At 48.0% G+C, this 18188-nt stretch carries 16 protein-coding genes; 12 read left to right on the top strand and 4 right to left on the bottom strand.

Going from position 1 to position 18188, the window contains the following annotated elements:
* Positions 1 to 28: 28 nt before the first annotated feature.
* The 3 genes from AC5SLM_RS02765 to AC5SLM_RS02755 all read left to right on the top strand — a co-directional run bounded on the left by AC5SLM_RS02765 (position 29) and on the right by AC5SLM_RS02755 (position 3197).
* Positions 29 to 619, top strand: a complete 591-nt coding sequence (locus AC5SLM_RS02765; protein WP_495249411.1) for a Wzz/FepE/Etk N-terminal domain-containing protein — start codon at positions 29 to 31, stop codon at positions 617 to 619.
* 6 nt (positions 620 to 625) lie between these two features.
* Positions 626 to 1918 carry a DNA recombination protein RmuC gene (locus tag AC5SLM_RS02760; RefSeq protein WP_495249410.1) on the top strand — a complete coding sequence of 431 codons (1293 nt, stop codon included), beginning with the start codon at positions 626 to 628 and terminating at the stop codon, positions 1916 to 1918.
* A 79-nt stretch (positions 1919 to 1997) separates the two neighbouring features.
* On the top strand, positions 1998 to 3197 hold the full coding sequence (locus AC5SLM_RS02755; protein ID WP_495249409.1) for a DNA polymerase Y family protein: 1200 nt from the start codon (positions 1998 to 2000) through the stop codon (positions 3195 to 3197).
* Here AC5SLM_RS02755 and AC5SLM_RS02750 read toward each other — a convergent pair.
* Positions 3172 to 4245, bottom strand: a complete 1074-nt coding sequence (locus AC5SLM_RS02750) for an HD domain-containing phosphohydrolase (protein WP_495249408.1) — start codon at positions 4243 to 4245, stop codon at positions 3172 to 3174. The two genes, AC5SLM_RS02755 and AC5SLM_RS02750, sit on opposite strands and share 26 nt — an antisense overlap.
* Positions 4246 to 4399: 154 nt before the next feature.
* Here AC5SLM_RS02750 and AC5SLM_RS02745 point away from each other — a divergent pair, with 154 nt between their 5' ends.
* Entirely contained in the window at positions 4400 to 4822 is a 423-nt protein-coding gene (locus tag AC5SLM_RS02745; RefSeq protein ID WP_495249407.1) for a disulfide oxidoreductase, read from the top strand.
* Complete coding sequence (locus tag AC5SLM_RS02740) at positions 4819 to 5451, top strand: DsbA family protein (protein ID WP_495249406.1); 633 nt, start codon at positions 4819 to 4821, stop codon at positions 5449 to 5451. The genes AC5SLM_RS02745 and AC5SLM_RS02740 overlap by 4 nt, the downstream gene beginning before the upstream one ends.
* Positions 5452 to 5470: 19 nt before the next feature.
* Here AC5SLM_RS02740 and AC5SLM_RS02735 read toward each other — a convergent pair whose 3' ends face one another.
* Together AC5SLM_RS02735 and AC5SLM_RS02730 are read right to left on the bottom strand one after the other, a co-directional pair.
* Positions 5471 to 6505 carry a threonine aldolase family protein gene (locus AC5SLM_RS02735; RefSeq protein ID WP_495249405.1) on the bottom strand — a complete coding sequence of 345 codons (1035 nt, stop codon included), beginning with the start codon at positions 6503 to 6505 and terminating at the stop codon, positions 5471 to 5473.
* Between the two features lie 48 nt (positions 6506 to 6553).
* Positions 6554 to 7696, bottom strand: coding sequence for a sensor domain-containing diguanylate cyclase (locus tag AC5SLM_RS02730; RefSeq protein WP_495249404.1), 1143 nt, complete (start codon positions 7694 to 7696; stop codon positions 6554 to 6556).
* 145 nt (positions 7697 to 7841) lie between these two features.
* Between AC5SLM_RS02730 and AC5SLM_RS02725 the strand changes: the two genes are divergently transcribed.
* The gene (locus tag AC5SLM_RS02725) at positions 7842 to 8321 is read left to right on the top strand and encodes a hypothetical protein (protein ID WP_495249403.1); all 480 of its coding nucleotides are present in this window, start codon (positions 7842 to 7844) and stop codon (positions 8319 to 8321) included.
* A 105-nt stretch (positions 8322 to 8426) separates the two neighbouring features.
* Here AC5SLM_RS02725 and AC5SLM_RS02720 read toward each other — a convergent pair whose 3' ends face one another.
* Positions 8427 to 9992, bottom strand: a complete 1566-nt coding sequence (locus AC5SLM_RS02720) for a cache domain-containing protein (RefSeq protein WP_495249402.1) — start codon at positions 9990 to 9992, stop codon at positions 8427 to 8429.
* A gap of 65 nt (positions 9993 to 10057) precedes the next feature.
* Here AC5SLM_RS02720 and AC5SLM_RS02715 point away from each other — a divergent pair, with 65 nt between their 5' ends.
* The 6 genes from AC5SLM_RS02715 to AC5SLM_RS02690 all read left to right on the top strand — a co-directional run.
* Positions 10058 to 10732: a response regulator transcription factor gene (locus AC5SLM_RS02715; protein WP_495249401.1), complete on the top strand. Its 675-nt coding sequence runs from the start codon at positions 10058 to 10060 to the stop codon at positions 10730 to 10732.
* Between the two features lie 215 nt (positions 10733 to 10947).
* Positions 10948 to 13140: a TRAP transporter permease gene (locus AC5SLM_RS02710; RefSeq protein WP_495249400.1), complete on the top strand. Its 2193-nt coding sequence runs from the start codon at positions 10948 to 10950 to the stop codon at positions 13138 to 13140.
* Positions 13141 to 13173: 33 nt separating this feature from the next.
* Positions 13174 to 13620: a universal stress protein gene (locus tag AC5SLM_RS02705; RefSeq protein WP_495249399.1), complete on the top strand. Its 447-nt coding sequence runs from the start codon at positions 13174 to 13176 to the stop codon at positions 13618 to 13620.
* A gap of 45 nt (positions 13621 to 13665) precedes the next feature.
* Complete coding sequence (locus tag AC5SLM_RS02700; RefSeq protein WP_495249398.1) at positions 13666 to 14688, top strand: TAXI family TRAP transporter solute-binding subunit; 1023 nt, start codon at positions 13666 to 13668, stop codon at positions 14686 to 14688.
* A 221-nt stretch (positions 14689 to 14909) separates the two neighbouring features.
* Positions 14910 to 15917, top strand: a complete 1008-nt coding sequence (locus tag AC5SLM_RS02695; RefSeq protein ID WP_495249397.1) for a TAXI family TRAP transporter solute-binding subunit — start codon at positions 14910 to 14912, stop codon at positions 15915 to 15917.
* A gap of 206 nt (positions 15918 to 16123) precedes the next feature.
* Positions 16124 to 18188: cytochrome c biogenesis ResB family protein (locus tag AC5SLM_RS02690; RefSeq protein ID WP_495249396.1), on the top strand; the 2065-nt coding region annotated here is incomplete at its 3' end.

Here is an 18188-nt window from a genome sequence, read left to right as displayed (position 1 = left end):
TCTTTTTTAGTTTGACCAAGGAACACCAATGAACGAAACCCAAAGACCCACCCTTCAAGAAGACGAAATCGACCTGCGAGAGCTTTTTAAAACGTTGTGGGATAAAAAAGTATTTATTGCACTCTTTACATGTAGTGTGACGGCGTTGGCCATTGCCTATGCTCTTTTTCAAAACCCAGCGCCTTTGTATAAAGGTGGGGTTTTTGTTGAGATTGGAGAGATTCAGAGTGAAAATTTTGGAGCAAGTTTGCTAGAGCGTCCTTCAAACTTGGCGGTTATTTTAGAGCGCGAAAAGGGTGTCCAAGCGACCATTCCAGCGGGAAGCATTAGTGTTTTGGAAGTGCAAAAAACAGGTACAGATATCTCGCGCATCAAAGAAGAGTTGCGCTCGGCGGTAAACTTTGTAGTGGAAAGGCACCAGGAAAAAGCTTCATTTCACTCAAACGTTATCATGACAAAACAAATTGGAGAAATCAGTGTGGGAGACAAGCCTATCAATACGCCCAAAAAACAACTCATCGTCACAGTGGGTGCGGTGACGGGGTTTATTCTCTCTATTTTTCTTGTTTTTCTGATACGGTTTATCCGCGGAGATGAAGCCACTTTAGCCAAGGTTTAGCAAAGAATGCCCTCCTTTGAACTCCTTGCCATCATCTTGTGTTTCCTCGTCGTGCTTGGCTTGTTGTGGGCGGTAGTCACTTCGCAAAAACGCATCAGAACCCTTGAGGAAAAATTAGCACTCGCCAAAGAGGAGCATAGCGTTACCTTGCTTCAAGAACGCACCCAAAACGCCACCTTGGAAGCCAGACTACACGCCCAAAACGAAGCACACGTCAAGCTTCAAGAAAGCTTTGCCACCCAAGAAAAACAACTCTCTCTAAAACTCCACGCCATCATGCAAGAAGGCCTTGAAAACAAACTCAAAAAGTTTGATGAAACCTCGTTAAAATCCCTCGATACCCTGCTTAAACCCTTTAAAGAAAACCTCGACGCCTTCAAGCAACGCGTCGAACGCGCCCAAGAATCTAGCACTGAAAAACTCGCCAAACTCTCTAAAGAGATCGAATTTGTCGCCAAAGCAGGCCTTGCCATCACCCAAGAAGCCCAAAACCTCACCGAAGCCCTCAAAGGCAAAAAGCAAACCCAAGGCAGTTGGGGCGAGATGATTTTAGAAACCGTGCTGGAGTACTCAGGGCTGTTAAAAGGCGTGCACTACGAAACCCAAGAGAGTTACCGCGGGGAAGATGGCCGCACCAAACGGCCTGATGTCATCATCAAACTTCCCGCTAAACGGAGCATCATCATTGACTCCAAAGTCTCCTTGGTAGACTACGACGCCTTCATCCGCGCCCAAGCCCCCGAAGAAAAAACCCTTACATGTAAGGCCCTCGTGCGTGCTTTTCGCGCCCACATCGACACCCTAGAATCCAAAGATTACACCCACTACGAAGCAGGCACGCTTCAGTATGTGTTCATGTTTGTGCCCATCGAGGGCGCCTTCGCCCTAGCAGTCCAAGAAGACCCAACCTTGTACGAATACGCGCTGAAAAAGCACATCGCCATCGTCACACCCTCGACGCTGACGGTCTCCTTGCGCACCATTTACCTCTACTGGCAAAGCGAACTCTCCTCGTCTAACGCCCAACGCCTTTTCGCAGAAGCGGGCAAGCTGTACGACAAAATGAACGGTTTTGTGGAGAGTTTTGACCGCTTTGGTGCGCAACTGCAAACCCTTCAAAACACCTACGACCATGCCAGTAAACAGCTCACCCAAGGGCAAGGCAACGTGCTAGGTCGCGTGGAAAAACTCAAAGCCCTAGGGGCAAAAACCACTAAAAACCTAAACGCCACCGCAACCTTCGACCACCAAGACTTCGACCAAGCCCAGTTTGAAGCATTGGAAAACAAGGAAGACTAGAAACACCAAGGCGTATCCAAATAGTTTTCACGGTGCGATATTTTCCACCGCTTCGGCATATTTGTGCTTTAATGACACCATGATTTTGCACATTGACCTAGATTGTTACTATTGTTCGGCAGAGCGCATCCGCAACCCAAGCGTGCGCGGCATTCCCTTGGCGGTGGGCGGGGGCAATGGCGCGGGGATTTTTGGCGCAACCCCCGCCTCCAAGGAACCTCGCGGCGTCGTGGTGACCTCAAGCTACGAAGCGCGTGCGCGTGGAGTGAAGACGGGCATGAGCATCACAGAAGCCTTGCGTTTTTGTCCCACGCTCACCATCCTTCCCCCCGACCATGCCTATTACCACGCGCTTTCTGCGCAATTGTTTGCCCTGCTTCAAACCCTCATGCCTACGGTAGAACAGTGCAGCATCGACGAGTTTTTTTGCGATATTTCAGGCATGCGTGAAGCCCAAGCCCCTGAGGCGTTTGCCTTACATGTAAAGCAGTGCATTGCCCAGGGTTTGCACCTTCCTGTTTCCATCGGCGTATCGCCTGCGAAGTGGATTGCCAAGCTTGCCACCAATGCTGCCAAGCCCGACGGAGTGCTCTACGTGCCCCAAGATGCCATCCCTGCCTTTATCGCTCCCCAGCCCATTGAAAATTTCCCAGGTATTGGTAAAAGCACCCAACAAAGACTCCACAAGCACGGCATCCAAACCCTTGGCCAAGCCTATGGGGCAAAGCACCTGTTTTGGCAGTGGGGTGAGGGGACAAAGCAGTTGTGGCGAAAGATTGCAGGGGAAGACAACGAAGCGGTAGCAGTGTTTAAACAGCGCAAATCCATCGGCCTTTCGCGCACCTTTGAACCCCTTGTTTCTCGCGAAGAGTTGCACCGACGCGTGGTGGTACTGGCGCGCCACATCGCTTTTTTGGTGGTTAAATCTGGCGTGCACCCCGCAACTTTTTCTGTGACCCTTCGGTACGAACACGGAGAGAAAATCACCCAGCGGTGCACCCAACACCGTTTTTTTAGTGAAGCATTTTTGCGCCAATGTGCCTTAGCGCTTTTTCACCAAGCCGATACATGTAAGCAAAATAAGGTGAATTTTCTAGGCCTAAGCGCAAGCCATTTTTTAGAACACCATGGCCAAAGTGTTTCACTGCTTGATTTTTGCGAAGACCAAAAACACCGGTGTGTCGAAGCTTCGATGCACCAAATCCGCGCACGCTATGGCCTTGATGCTATCGTTTCCGCGCGTGAACTGGCGCCTAATCCTCAAAAGAAACGCGGATAAAATGAATCTCATCGTGGTTTTTTAAAAAAGCATCGGTGACCTCAGGGTCAAAATGCTTTTCGCGCAAGTTTTGGATGTACTCAAAAGCCCGCTCAATACTCCACGCCGCTTTGTACGGGCGCTTGGAGGTTAGTACGTCAAAGACATCCGCCACGGCGGTAATGCGCCCTTCGAGGGAGATCTCCCCCCCTTTTTTGTTGTAAGGGTAGCCTCCACCGGCAAATTTTTCATGGTGGTCTCTGGCGATGTTGGCGGCCATGGTGAGGGTTTCATCTTCGGGGTCAACCAGTAAGCCGTGTCCGATGAGGGTGTGACGCTTCATGAGGGTAAACTCTTCCTCGCTAAGGGGGCCAGGTTTTTGGATGATGCTCTCAGCAATACCGATTTTTCCGATGTCATGCATGGGTGCGGTGAGTTTGATGAGGGTGCAAAAATGCTCATCAAGCCCAAGATTTCGCGCCATAACCTCCGTGTAGAGTCCGACACGTTTGGCATGCGTGTGGGCTTCATCGTCTTTAAATTCGGCTGCTTCGGAGAGCTTGTTGACGATTTTTGCTTGGCTAGCGCGCACTTTGTGGTACAGCAGCGCATTTTCCAAAGGAACGCCAATACACGCGCCAATCAAACGTAAGCGCTCAAGGGTTTCGTGGGTAAAACTACCTTGGTGGTGGCCTTGGAGGTGCACCATCCCAATAAGGTCGTTTTGGTGCCCAAGCAAGGGAAGGGTGAGGCTGTTTTCGTTCATGTGAAAGGAGGCAGAAGGGTTTGGCTCCAAAAATTCACGAAACAAGGCAAGGATGATTTGCTGTTCTTGGGGCAAAGAAGGTGCGTGGGCTTCCGCGTGGATTTTGATTTCGCCACGTCTTTTTTCAGGTCGCTTCCAAAGCGTGTGCTGTTCTTTAAGATGAACAAACAGCAAGCACGTTTCTACATCCATATTTTTTTGAATAAGTTCTGAAAGGTGGGAGAGTTGTGTGTTTAAGTCAGTGGTGACACGGATGCTGTTTGTAAACGTTAAAAGTAGGGGTAAGTGTTCTTGGTGTTGCATGAAAAACCTCGTCTATCAGATGCGTAAATAATACCCATTTTTGCCTTAAGCTTACTGAAAGCGAAAAAGGACGAAAAAATATTTTGTATTTATCCTTTGTTAAGCTCGAACTGTTATAGTTATGCCTTATTTTGACCCCAATGGAGCATTCTGTATGACGAAAAATACTCAAGTTTTTCTCTTTCTTGCGTGGCTCGTTGCCATCGTCTCCACCCTCGGAAGTCTTTTTTTTAGTGAAGTGATGTTTTTTATTCCCTGTACCTTGTGTTGGTACCAGCGTATTGCCATGTACCCTCTTGTGTTTATCTTGGGCCAAGGATTGCTTGGTCAAGAGGCCAGGGCATCGGCAAAAATCGCCCTGCCTATCGCCATCGTAGGGTGGGCGTTAGCGCTCTACCACACCTTATTGCACGCGGGTATCATTAGCGAAGAAGCGGTGCCTTGCTCTCAGGGTGTGCCTTGCTCGGTAAAGTACATCGAATGGCTTGGTTTTATTAGTATTCCCGTGCTCTCGCTTGCGGGATTTAGCATTATTATTGCGGCATTAATGCTGTTTTTAAGGAGGATTTCGCGATGAATCAACGTATTGTAGTAGGCTTAAGTGTGGTGCTGTTAGTGGGCGTATTTATTTTTGGAGCAAAACAGTACCAAACAAGCCAAAACACGCCAGCCATGACCAAAGAAGAACAAACGCGCCTGATGCCCTCCTACGCCCCCACGCTGGGGCCAAGTGATGCCAAGGTCACACTGGTGGAGTTTTTTGACCCTGCGTGTGGCACCTGCGCACAGTTTTCTCCCCTCACCAAAGCGCTTGTAAAAGAGTACGATGGCAAGTTGCGTTTGGTGCTTCGGTATGCCCCTTTTCATGAGGGTTCAGAGGTAGTTGTGCAGATGGTAGAAGCGGCAAGAGCGCAGGGAAAATATTGGGAAGCCCTCAGTGCCTTACTTGCACAACAAGAAGCATGGGTGTTTAATCACCGTGTTTATCCAGAGCGCGCGTGGCCTGTGCTTGAGCGGGCGGGTGTTGACATCGAGGCGTTAAAAGAAGCCATGAAAAACCCGGACATCCAGGCTATCATTGCCCAAGATATCGCCGATGCAAAAGCCCTAGGCGTCACTAAAACGCCCAGCTTTTTTGTCAATGGCACACCCCTAGAGCGCTTTGGTTACGACCCACTTGTGAAGCTCATCAAGTCTTACATGTAAAGAAAAAAAGAAGGGGCTTTTACCCCTTCTTGATTGTTTCAATCAACGCATCCACGCGCGCTTTGGTGGCGTCCCACGAAAAGACAAAACGCACACCACCTGTGCCAATAAAGGTGTAAAAAAGCCATCCCTCTTGGGCTAACTTCTCGATGCGTTTTGGGTCTAGTTCGATAAAAACGGCGTTGGATTGGGTGGGAAACAGCAGCTTCACTCCCTCAATCTTTTCCACAGCTTCTGAAAAATACGCGGCCATGGCATTGGCGTGGCGCGCATTTTTAAGCCACACGTCATCTTTTAAAAGCCCAAGCCATTGGGCGGAAATGTAGCGCATTTTGGAGGCAAGCTGTCCTGCTTGTTTGCAGCGGTAGTCAAAGTCCTCCGCCAATGCTTTGTCGAAAAACACCACCGCTTCCCCTAAAAACATCCCATTTTTCGTTCCGCCAAAGCTCAGCACATCTACACCGCTCTCTTGCACAAAGGTTTCGGGGCTTACATGTAAAGAAGCCAGTGCATTGGAAAGGCGCGCTCCGTCGATGTGAAGCTTTAGCCCATGGGTTTTAGCGCACGCTTTGATGGCGCGCAATTCTTCGAGGGAATAGACCATGCCTGTTTCGGTAGATTGGGTCAAGGAGACAACTTTGGGCTTGGGGTAGTGCAAGTCGGTGCGCTTGGTCACAAGGCGCGTGATGGACGCGGGCGTGATTTTGCCATCACTCTCACGGGAGAGCAAAAGTTTCATGCCGTTGGAAAAAAACTGGGGCGCCCCGCACTCGTCGGTCTCGATGTGGGAGAGTTCATGGCACACGACACTGTGGTAAGACTGGCACAAAGAGGCAAGGGCAAGTGAGTTAGCCGCGGTGCCGTTAAAGACGAAAAAAACTTCGCAAGGAACGCCAAAAAGCCCACGCAGGGCATCGGCTGCGGCTTTGGTGTAAACATCGTCGCCATAAGCTCTGGCGTAGCCTTGGTTGGCTTCGTTGAGGGCGTGAAGCACCTCGGGGCAAGCGCCTGAGTAATTGTCGCTTGCAAATTGTTCTTGGTGGAGTTGTTGCATAAGGGGGATTCCTTTTTTTGGGGCGCATTATGCCACGAAATCCCTTGATTATTCTTCAGTGATGATGGGGCTGTATTGGCTAGTTCTGGCCTTATTGATGGCTAAGTTAGCGCGCCGCACAACCTCTTCGACACTTTCGTCCAAAGGGTGCGTTTGAGCAATGCCAAAAGAGCACGAAACGCTGATTTTATCGACGTACAAGGTGCGTTCAAAATGGTGGTTCAAAGAGACAATAAGCGGCTCAATACGGTGGCATTCTTCGTTGGGACATACCAGCATAAAGGTGTTTCCGCCCCAACGGCCAAGGTAATGCTCTTGTCTTTTTAGCCGTGCAATGTCTTGCGTGAGGCCTAGTAAAAGAGCATCTCCCTTAAGGTGCCCGTGGTGTTCGTTGACTTGCTTGAAGTTACCAATCTCAATGAGCACGAGGGTGAGCGGGGTTTTGGTTTGGCGGGATTGGTTAAAAAGGTTTTGCAAGAGCTTGGTGAGCATGTAGTGGTTATAAACACCCGTTTGCGGGTCACGCATTGAAACGGTGCTAATAGTGTGTTTTGCCTGCTCAAAAGCACGCCCGATTTCACTAATCTCGTCTTTATAAGGCCACAGTTGACGGGTGCTGATGGGGTGGTCTCCGATGGCGTGGATAAACGTGATGAGTTGCTTAAGGGGTTTGGTAATCTTAAAGTAAAAGACCAAAAGCAGTAAAAAAAGGCTCATCAAAAACTGGATAAAAAAATACGTCGTGTTCGTGCGAAAAAGTTCGCGGAGTTCTTTGTCCATGGTCACAGAAGAGAGCTTGACCGCAACCTCCCCAATGCGCACCGAATCGGCGATGATGGGGATGGTTTGGGTGTACAGTGTGCCCTTGACTCGCTCAGAAAGAAAGGTGTGGTAAAAGGGCTGATGGTCTTGTTTATTCCACACGCTGACCCCCACCATCCGTTCATCTTGCAAGAAAGCATCGATTACCTCTTTTGCCATCTCTTTTGAGTCGTAGAGCAGGGGAAATTGCAAACTAGCACCCAAGAGGGCGGTGATGTTGCGGTGGTCTTGTTTGAGGGCGTTTTGGTATTCTTTGTGTTGCATGCTAAAGAGGAGAAACGCGCTAAGGATGATGGTAAGGAGTAGGGTAAAAAACAGGGCAAGGACAATGATAGTGTTAATTTTTTGATTAAAAAACCAATGCTTCACTGTGCCCCCATATTTTTAGTGTTACCGTCTTTAAAGTTTGCATGTGATGCCCCGCGTAAACAGGCGAACCATCATAATCAAAAAGTCCTTAAAAGCCCAAAAAAAGAGAAAAAATATGGTAAGCTTGCGAAAAAAAAGGCTTTTAATGCGAACGTTTTTAGGGCTCATGGCCGTTGTGTTTTTAAGTGGATGTGGGTTTCAAAAAACCCCGTTTTTTGAGGAAAAAGTACGCGTGGTGAGTCCCGCTTCCCCTCCTGTTGTGCAACACGAAACACCCAAGGCCGAAGCAGTGCTCTCGCACGGCTATGTCAAAGGTGTCATTCGCAAAGTCACTCAAGATGCCCGCTCGGGCCTTTGGGAGTACGAAGTGGAAGGCACAGACACCACAAATGCTAAGCTTCCCCATGCCCGTTTTACGCACACAGCACCTTTGGCAGGAGTAGGCGCGTTGGTGTACGCCCACATTGGGCAAGGAAAGCTTGTTCAGCTGTACACTCTTGAAGGAACGTCCGCACCCCAGTTTGTGCCCCAACCGTCCCAACAACCTGCCCAAAAATCACAAAAACGCACCCTAGAGCGCCAGGTTTTTTCTGTGCCTCAAAGCGAAACCATTGCCTTTGACTAAGCGTTTACCGCTCGTTAACCGCCAGGGCGTATACTTACATCAACGACAGCAAGCGTTATAAGAACTTCCTTAGAAAATAGAGGAGGGGCAAGGGCCACCTCCTCGTTACACTTCCTCTTTCAGTCTCACTTCAAACTCCGCACCCTCACCACTGTTTCGCGCTATCAAGCTTCCTTGCATATTGTTCTCGATAATCATCTTTGACATGTAAAGCCCAATGCCAATGCCCTGTGAACTAGACTTGGTGGTAACGTATGGTTCAAAGATTTTTTCAATGGGTTCGACGCTAATGCCCCCTGCGTTATCCCTTACATGTAAGGAAACCATCCCTTCTTTTACGGTTAATTCTAAGGTGATGGTGGGGTTTTTGGGCTTGGTGAGTAGCAAGGCGTCTTTGGCATTGGTGATGAGGTTGAGCAACACGTGTTCGTATTCGCTTTGAAAGCCCCGCACGTACGCGTCGTTTGGCGCTTTTACTTCGAGGTGGATATGATGGTTTTTCAAAGAAGCATGGCAAATGGTAAGGACAGATTCAATGCGCGCAATGATAGCAAAAACCGTTTTTTGTTTATCGGGGGCAAAAAAATGGCGAAAATCATCGATGGTTTGCGACATATAGTCGATGAGGTGTTCAGCTTCTTTGCTTTTTTCTTGGATGAGGGTAGGGTTGAGGGTTTGGCTCAGGTAGTGAAATTTAAGCCCCATGAGCAAGGCGGAAAGCTCCGTGAGGGGTTGGCGCCATTGGTGGGCGATGTTGCTAATCATCTCCCCTAGGGCGATAAATTTGGACTTTTGGATAAATAACTGTTCTTGGGCTCTGCTTTTGGTGATTTCTTCATGGACACGCTGTTCGAGGGTTTGGTTAAGGGTTTGGAGTTCTTGGGTTTTAGCCAACACTTCTTCGCGGTATTGGGTAAAAAAGTGCTCAATCTGTTTGCCCAAAACAATGGCAAGCCCGTAGGCAATGAAGGTAAAAAATAAAAAAATCACGACCGTAGAGGTGATGTCTTGGCGGGTGTCTTGGGTGAGCGCTTCGCGTTTTTGTTCCAAAAGGGCGTCAATGTCATCCATGTACGCCCCCGCGGCGATAATCCAATCCCATGGGGCATAATGGCGAAAATAAGTTACCTTTTGGGAGAGGATTTCGGAGCCTGGTTTTTTGTACATGTAAGGAACAATCGCCGTGCCTTGATGCCGAATACCTTCAAGGGCAAGTTGCCGAAAGGGCACACCTTTGGCGTCCGTGTACCCTGTGGCAATCAATTCGCCCACCAAATCTGGGCGGTTGGGATTGGCAAGCATGGTGGCAAAAAAATCCCCACCCCGCAGGTCGTGTACATGGTAAGCAAAGAGATAGTTTTCCTTTGGCGTGCCAAAACGCACCGTGGACATCCACGCAACAACATGTTTTTGTAACCCTTCTTGCGTGTCGCCAGTTGCCTGATGGGCGCGACGAAATTCGATGTAGTCTATGAGGGCGTCCACTTCTCGTTTAATCTCATCAAGGCGGTGTTCCTCAAGGCGGTGCTTGGTTTCGGCAATCTCTTTTTCCATAGTATCGTATTGCTTGGAGATGAAAAAATACCCCGTCAAAAAGGTAAGCGAGCTGATGATAAGCATGGAAGCAACGATAATCACATGGGAGATATTGCTCTGCGTAAGAAGGCGCATGGGGTTCCTTACATGTAAAGGGTTTTTGATATAATACACAAAATTCTGCTACGGGACCCCCGCCAATGACCCCTGAACTTATCCACCAACTTTCCCACATTAACGTGATGTATGTTGAAGATGAACCGGGTCTTCGGCGCAACATCGGCGGGATGCTGGAGGTGCTTTTTGGGTCTGTGTTGCTTGCCAAAGATGGAGAAGAAGCTTTAGCAATAATGCAAACGTCCCATCCTGATTTAATCATCACAGACGTGCAAATGCCAAAGTTGGGGGGAATCGGCCTTGTTAAGGCCTTGCGAAACCAAGGGGACCAAACCCCTGTGATCATTCTCTCTGCGTATGCTGAAATCAATGACATGCTAGAAGCCATCGAACTCTCCTTGGTGCGGTATATTATCAAGCCTATTACGGAAACAAAACTTGCAAGTGCGTTGGAGAAATTTCTTGCCTCGCGCCCCAAAAAAGAAAACCTTGTGCTAAAGGAGGGTTGGGAAGTGAATTTTTCAACCCATACGGTTTTCTCTCCCGAAGGCCCCTTGGTTTTGACAAAAAAAGAGTCCAAACTGCTTAAATTGTTGGCTTTTAAAAAAGGCGTTGTACACTACGAGGAAATTGAAGAGGGGGTTTGGGAGGGGGAATACATGAGCCCCAATGCCTTAAGGCTTTTGGCGAAGAATCTCCGCAAAAAGCTACCAAAGGGAACACTCAAAAACCTCCAAGGGGTAGGATACCTCCTTTAATCCCTGCTTTGTTACTGAAGGTAACTTAAAAAGTTTATCTTCAAAATGTTTCGATTAGTAACTAAGCCTACCTGCTTTTTGGAATTTTTGTAACAATCCGCCCAATGACATAATTTATACATACCTTTCATTTATAATCATCCCACACCAGCAAAGGACACCCTTGGGGTTTGATGCACAATAGGTGTTTATGATTTTATATAAATGAGGCAATGATGGCAGATTTAGATAAAACACTAGAAGGTTTGGGCGAAGAAGAGCGACGAAAAGTCAAAGAACTCATGGAAAAAGACGCCAAATCAGAGCGCAGGCTTAGTGGCCCTTGGCTTTGGCTCACTTCCATCATGAGCGCGGTGATGGTATTGGTCTATTTTTACGGTGCAGGGTACCAAGCGCTCAGCACAGAGTACCATTTGGGCGTATATGTGCTCATTACCTTCGTGCTTATTTTCATCGCTTATCCCGCGGGTGGGCGTTTTGCGGTGGGGTGTATGTCTTTATCCTCAGCCGTTTTATTGGCAATAGCCGTGAGCAGCTTTTTTGTATTTACTTCGCCTGTGGCCTTTTATGACCAAATCATCCTGTTTCAAGAAACTTGGGGATACGACGGGTTGGAAGTGGCCCTCGCACAAGATTTTGGGGATTTACGCATCACCTTGCTGTTGATGGTTCCCTTTGCGCTTATCTTGCTCCCCATCGACCAATGGCTCTCCCGCCGTTTTCACCACGCACCTACCTTGAGTGACGTGATTATGGCGCTTGTGATTGGCGCTGCGGTGATTTACTGGATGAGCCAGTTTGAAGCGCTCAATTACCGTGCCGGAGCAGAAAACCAATTGGACAAACTCGTGAGTATCATCGGCCTTATGCTTTCCATGGAAGTATGCCGACGGGTGCTTGGGTGGTCCATTACGTTAATTGGGGTGATGATGATTTGTTTTGCCCTCTTTGGCCCTTATTTGCCAGAGCTTTTTGCCCACCGTGGGTTTGGATTTGAGCGCGTTGCAACGGCGTTGTTTATCACCACGAATGGCGTGTTTGGCGTCATGGCAAGCGTCTTGGCGACCTACGTGATTTTGTTTATCTTTTTTGGTGCTTTTTTACAAAAATCAGGAGCTGGAAAGTTTTTCATCGACCTTCCTTTGGCCCTTGCGGGGCGTTCGATTGGTGGCCCTGCCAAGGTAGCGGTTATGTCTTCAGCACTCTTTGGTTCTGTTTCAGGAAGTGCCATTGCCAATACGGTTTCTTCAGGCGCGTTTACCATTCCTATGATGAAACGGGCAGGGTTTAAGCCCCATGTGGCAGGAGCTATTGAGCCTGCGGCGTCTATTGGAGGGATGTTTTTACCTCCAATTATGGGTGCGGGTGGTTTTTTGATGGCAGAACTCACGGGGATTCCGTATTCACAAATCATGATACTTTCCGTCGGACCTGCATTTTTGTACTTTTTATCGGTCTTTTCCTTGGTGCACTTTGAGGCGAAGAAGCATGGCATCCGTGGCGTTCAAGGAGAGGAACTTCCCCATTGGAAAGAGGTGTTAAGGAACGGTTGGTTTTACGCTTTGCCTTTGGTAATCATTACAGTCTTATTGCTAACAGGGCGCTCAGCAGGCAATGCAGCATTTTGGGCGACAATTTCGTGCGTTGTCACCAGTTGGGTGCATAAAGAAACCCGCATGGGGCCACGTGAGATTTGGGAAGCCATCCAAGTGGGTGCTAGAAACACACTTATGATTGGGGCAACGGTTGGGGTTATTGGGGTCATTGTTGGGGTTATTTCACTCACAGGAATGGGCTTAAAATTCTCAGACCTCGTGATTTCTATGGCAGGAGACAGTTTACTTTATGCCCTAGTATTGGTTGCGATAGCTTCGTTGGTACTTGGCATGGGCGTTCCTGTAACCGCAGCCTATTTGATTGTGGCGGTCTTGGCAGTCCCTGCGTTGGCAGCCTTTGGGGTTTCCGTGATTGCGGCGCACATGATTGTGTATTGGTTATCTCAAGATTCTAATATCACACCGCCGGTGTGCGTGGCGGCCTATGCGGGGGCGGCTATCGCGGGATCTGATCCGTGGAAAACAGGGTGGACTTCCTTTAAGTTTGCAAAAATGCTTTACATCATGCCTTTGTTATTTGCTTTTGTACCCGGGATATTACTCGATGGCACATCCTTTGAGATTTTTACCGCATTTTTATCTGCAACCCTTGGAACCATTGCCTTTGGGGCATTTGCGATGGGTTTCTTACGCCGTAAGACAAAAATTTATGAATGGATTATCCTAGGTTTAGCCACTATTTTGCTATACTGGCCAAGTCTTTTATCGGACGTGGCAGGAATTGCACTCATTAGTGCTGTGTGGTGGCTGCAACGGGATGCGCAAGAGGTTGAGCCCGTTAAGATAGTCTAAAAAATAATCAAAAAGATACTAAAAGGAATACCAATGGCTGAGATCAAAAAAATTCTTTTAGCGACGGATTTTTCCAAGGGATCTGTGCGGGCAAGCGATATGGCACGAACAATGACCAAGCTCTCCGGCGCCCACCTGATTTTGTTGCATGTTATCACAGAACTTCCTGAAAAGCACACAAGGCGTATGCCAGCAGACGTGGTGGATACCTTGATTCGTGAAGTGGAACTTGCTGCGGTGAAAGAGATGCAAGAGTTCAAAGAGCAGTACCTAAGCGATATTGAGGCGACAACAGAAATTGTAGTAGGGAAAAGCGAAGAGGTTATTTTAGAGCAAGCTGCCATCCATCAAGTGGATTTGATTATCCTCGGGACGCACGGACGCACGGGCCTTGATCGCCTTAAGGTCATGGTCGGTTCGACGGCTGATAAAGTAGTACGAAGCTCCAAGATTCCTGTTTTGACGGTGCGTGAACGCTAAGCGTAATTAGCGTAAACACCCATCAAAAGCAGCAAGGAGTCTTCGATGGTCTTTAAAAAAAACGATAAAAAATTAAACATTTTTAGTAGGATTTTTATCACAACTGTGCTTTTTGCGACAACCTTTTCTTCTGTTTTGGTTGCACAAGAGCAGCATTTTACTTTTTCAGGAGGCCCCAAAGGCGGGACCTTTCAATTTTTCTCAGGAGGAATTGCAACGCTGATGAGCAAATATATTGCTCATACCCAAGTGGTGAGCCAACCTTCGGCAGGCTCGGTAGAAAACCTGCGTCGTGTGAATGCAGGAGAAGCGGATTTTGGCATTGTGTATTCGGGAGATTTGTATTTGGGCTCAAACGGCCAGTTGGAAAATGACACCAACCGTTACCGAAATGCTCAGGTGGTGGCGTACATGTATGGCGCACCTTCCCACCTGCTTGTGCGTGAAGATTCTGGCATTCAAGACGTCACGCATTTGATAGGAAAGAGGGTCGCTGTGGGCGCGGCAGGTTCGGGTGCGGCCGCAACAGCAAGGCGTTTTTTTGAAAGCCTTGGGCTGTGGAATCGCATTCAGCCCCATTACGTGGGCTATGTTGAAGGTGCTAGTGCCCTTAAAGGGCGCCAGGTGGATGCGCTGTGGATTGTGTCAACTTTCCCCAACGCTACGGTTTCTGATGTGGCCAGTAGTACAAAGATTCGCCTTCTTGATTTGTACGAAGCTTCCAAAAAAGGCGTACTTAACACGGAACACCCGTATTACATTCCTGTTAAGATTCCAGGAGGCACGTATGTGGGGATTCCCGGAGATGTTATGACCTTTCAAGACTCGGCGTTGTGGGTGGCGGGGCGTCACGTGAGCGCGGAGGTGGTGTACGAGGCCATTGGCCATGTGTATGCTGAGTACGGGTTGCGGTTTATGCACGCAACAACCCCTTCGGCTACTACCATGTCCATCCCCACTGCATTGACGGGTGTGGTTACCACGATTCATCGAGGGGCTCAAAAATACTGGACTGAAAAAGGACTCAATACCTTGTTTGCGAACGGGAATTTTACAGGGTCATTTTGATACCACTATAAAGGAGGTGTAAAACGAGGGCATTAAATAACAGACATTCAGGTGTTATCGTGACGTTTGCGCTCATGCAGACCTACCAAAATGGCGTAAAGCCACGCGTTGAAACTGGCGATGCCAAAGGCTCTAAGGTTTTAGTACTCACCCCGAGTGAGCAGTAAAAATAGGTCTACTCTGTTTTTAATCTACCATGTAAACCACTAAGGAGGTCTTCAATGACACTAGGTAAAATGTTTAAACTACCAACTAAGGTTGGTAAATTCGCAATGGCAGCGGTTGCACTTGCAACGTTGGCATCAGGTACAGTTGCGCAAGCACAAACACAACGGCTCGCTTTTTCTGGTGGTCCAGATGGGGGAACCTTTCAGTTTTTCTCTAATGGCATTTCTATTTTGATGTCCCGAAGTTTAGACAAGGTTGAAGTGTCCAATACAGCTTCAGCGGGTTCTGTGGAAAACCTTCGCCGTGTAAACTCTAAAGATGCGGACTTTGGTATCGTCTACTCTGGTGACTTGTATTTAGGCATTAACGGTAAGCTTACCAATGACACCAACCGTTACCGCAACGTGCAAGTAGTTTCGTATATGTTTGGTGCGCCTGCCCATTTGCTCGTGCGTGAAGATTCTGGTATCACCGATGTTGCGCAACTTGCAGGTAAGCAAGTGGCAGTTGGGCCAGCAGGCTCAGGTGCCGCAGCTTCAGCGCAGCGTTTCTTTGAGAGCCTTGGTCTTTGGACTAAAATCAACCCCCAGTTTATCGGATACTCTCAAGGAGCTTCCGCAATTGGTGACCGACAAATTGATGCCCTATGGGTTTTTGCAGGCTTCCCTAATGCTTCCGTCATTCAAGCAACAACAAGCAATAAAATGCGCATGTTGCAAGTACACGAGGCGGCACAAAAGGGAACTTTGGGAGTAGACCATCCTTATTATGCACCTGTGACTATTCCTGCTGGAACCTATCCTGGTATCGATTATGATGTTGTGACGGTACAAGATTCTGCCTTGTGGGTAGCGGGTCGTCACATCAGCGATGAGCTCATGTATAAAGCCGTGAGCGAAGTGTATTCGGATAAAGGATTGGACTTTATGCGTTCCGTTTCAGCTGCGGCAAAAGCGATGACAGTCGAATCTGCTTTACTAGGCGTGGTTACGCCTGTTCATAAGGGAGCACAAAAGTACTGGAGCGAAAAAGGCCATTCTTTAACAGAAAGCCAAAAGTAGCTTAGCTGTACCCGACCCGCTAGGGTCGGGTGCCTTACATGTAACACACTTCTTTGCCTGTATTTCAACCAAAATACAACAACTATGCCATCCCAAAAAAAACAGATAAAGCGGTCCTTTCTGGGGCTTTTTTAAGTAAAAATTTAGAAATTATTTAAGAAACTTAGCTACTATACCACAGATTTTTCGGCCCTTAAAGGAATCTCATGACCCCACTTACCAAAGCCTTGTTTGGCATGCCAACCATGGTTTTTTTACTCCTTCTCTTTGCCTTTGCCTGTGGTACTGCCACTTTTATCGAAAACGATTTTGGCACGGAGAGTGCATGGGCGCTCATTTATGCTTCGTGGTGGTTTGCCTTGATTCAACTGTGGATGGGGCTAGGGCTAGTGTACAGTGCTTTTGCCTACAAACTCTTCAAAAAAGAAAAACTTCCCTCCCTTGTCTTCCATGCTAGTTTTTTATTTATTTTACTGGGTGCTGGGCTGACCCGCTATTATGGCTTTGAAGGCACCTTGCACATTCGAGAAGGAAGGATGGAAAACCGTGTGGTGTCCATGGAGCCTTTTGTGCAGTTGCGGGCCTTTAAGGAAAGTGAAGTGTACAGCACAGACAAGCAACACCTTGTCTCTTTGTTGGATGTTTTTGGTGTCAACAGCTTTCGCTTGAATTTGCCTATTGACAATGAAAAAGCTTCGTTGCGCTATAAGGCGCTGATTCCTAATGCCACGACCCGCCTTGTGAATGATGAGGGCGGTGAGCCTATCATTAACTTTGTGGTGAGCTATAAACAACAACCGCGAGATATTATCATGCGTCAAGGTGAAGTCTTTGACACGCCTGAGTTATTGTTTGCCTTTGCAAAGAGTGAACATGAAGTAGTGGAGTCTTCAAAACCTACTCTTTACATGTACCAAAAAGATGGGGCATTTTTCATGCGCCCCACCCATGCGCTCACGTGGTTTAAAATGGCCGACTCCACCCAAGGGCAACACCCTTCCATGGAAGAAACAAGCCTTGCAACCTCACAGCTTTACACCTTTAATAATGTGAGCTTTACCCCTAAGGACCTTTTTTTAAAAGGCAAAGAAACCTTGGTTAACGAACCCTCTAAGCCCAATGAAGCACCTAAACCTCATGCCCTCGTGGCCAGGTTGAGCTACAAGGGAGAGAGTAAGGAAGTGGCGCTGTATGGTTATGGTCGCGGCCGTTCTGGGCACCCAACACAAGCTGTGGTTGGTGGGCAACTGTTTCAAATGGAATGGGGGTCTAAGAGTTTTGAACTCCCCTTCAAAATCGAACTCATCGAATTTCAACTGGACCGTTACCCTGGTTCTCGCGCCCCTTCTTCTTACGCTAGTGAAGTTAAAGTGGTGGATGCTCAAAAGAACATTACCTTGCCTTGGCGCATTTACATGAACCACGTGTTAGATTACCGCGGGTTTCGTTTTTTCCAGTCTTCTTACGACCAAGATGAAAAAGGTACCATTCTCTCTGTCAACCAAGACCCTGGCAAATGGCCCACTTACCTAGGCTACTTCCTGCTCGCCGTTGGGTTACTCTTTAACCTCCTAAACCCCAAAAGCCGCTTTGGTGAACTCGTTCGTTCTGTCAACAAAGAGATGGGTAGTGCCAGAAAACTCACTGCCATCATTGCCCTTGCAGGACTTCTCGCCTCTTCTCAGCACCTACACGCCCAAGAGTATAAAGAACACCTCCCCTTTCTTAAAAGCTTTGACCTTGCCCACGCTAACCACTTTGGCACCATCGTCGTTCAAGGAGCCGATGGACGGATGAAACCCATCGACACCATCGCCCATGATGTGCTTAACAAGGTGTACCGCAAAAACACTTATGAGGGCATGGGGGCCAATCAGGTAGTCTTGGGGATGATGAGCTCTCCTTCTTTTTGGCAAACCCAGCCCATGATTCGCCTCTCTCATCCTGAATTGAAGAAAATCCTTGACATTGATGAGGGCGCAAAGTATGCCTCTTTTAATGACTTTTTCGAGCAATCGGGCGATTATGCGTACAAACTCGCCAAGCACGCCGAACTGGCTAACCGTAAAAAACCCGCTGAACGCAACTTGTTTGACAAGGATGTGCTAAAAGTAGATGAGCGGTTAAATGTTGTGTATATGGTCTACACGGGTGATGTGTTTAGAATCATTCCTAAAATCGATGACATGGAACGCACGTGGTATAGCCCAAAAGCTGCCATTTCCCAATTTCCCCCCGAGGAAGCCTTGGAAGCTAGGATGCTTCTTGTGG

It is taken from the genome of Sulfurospirillum sp. HTRB-L1, assembly GCF_059415125.1.
The sequence above is the reverse complement of the archived record's forward strand: the minus strand, read 5'-3'. Positions and strand labels throughout refer to the sequence as shown.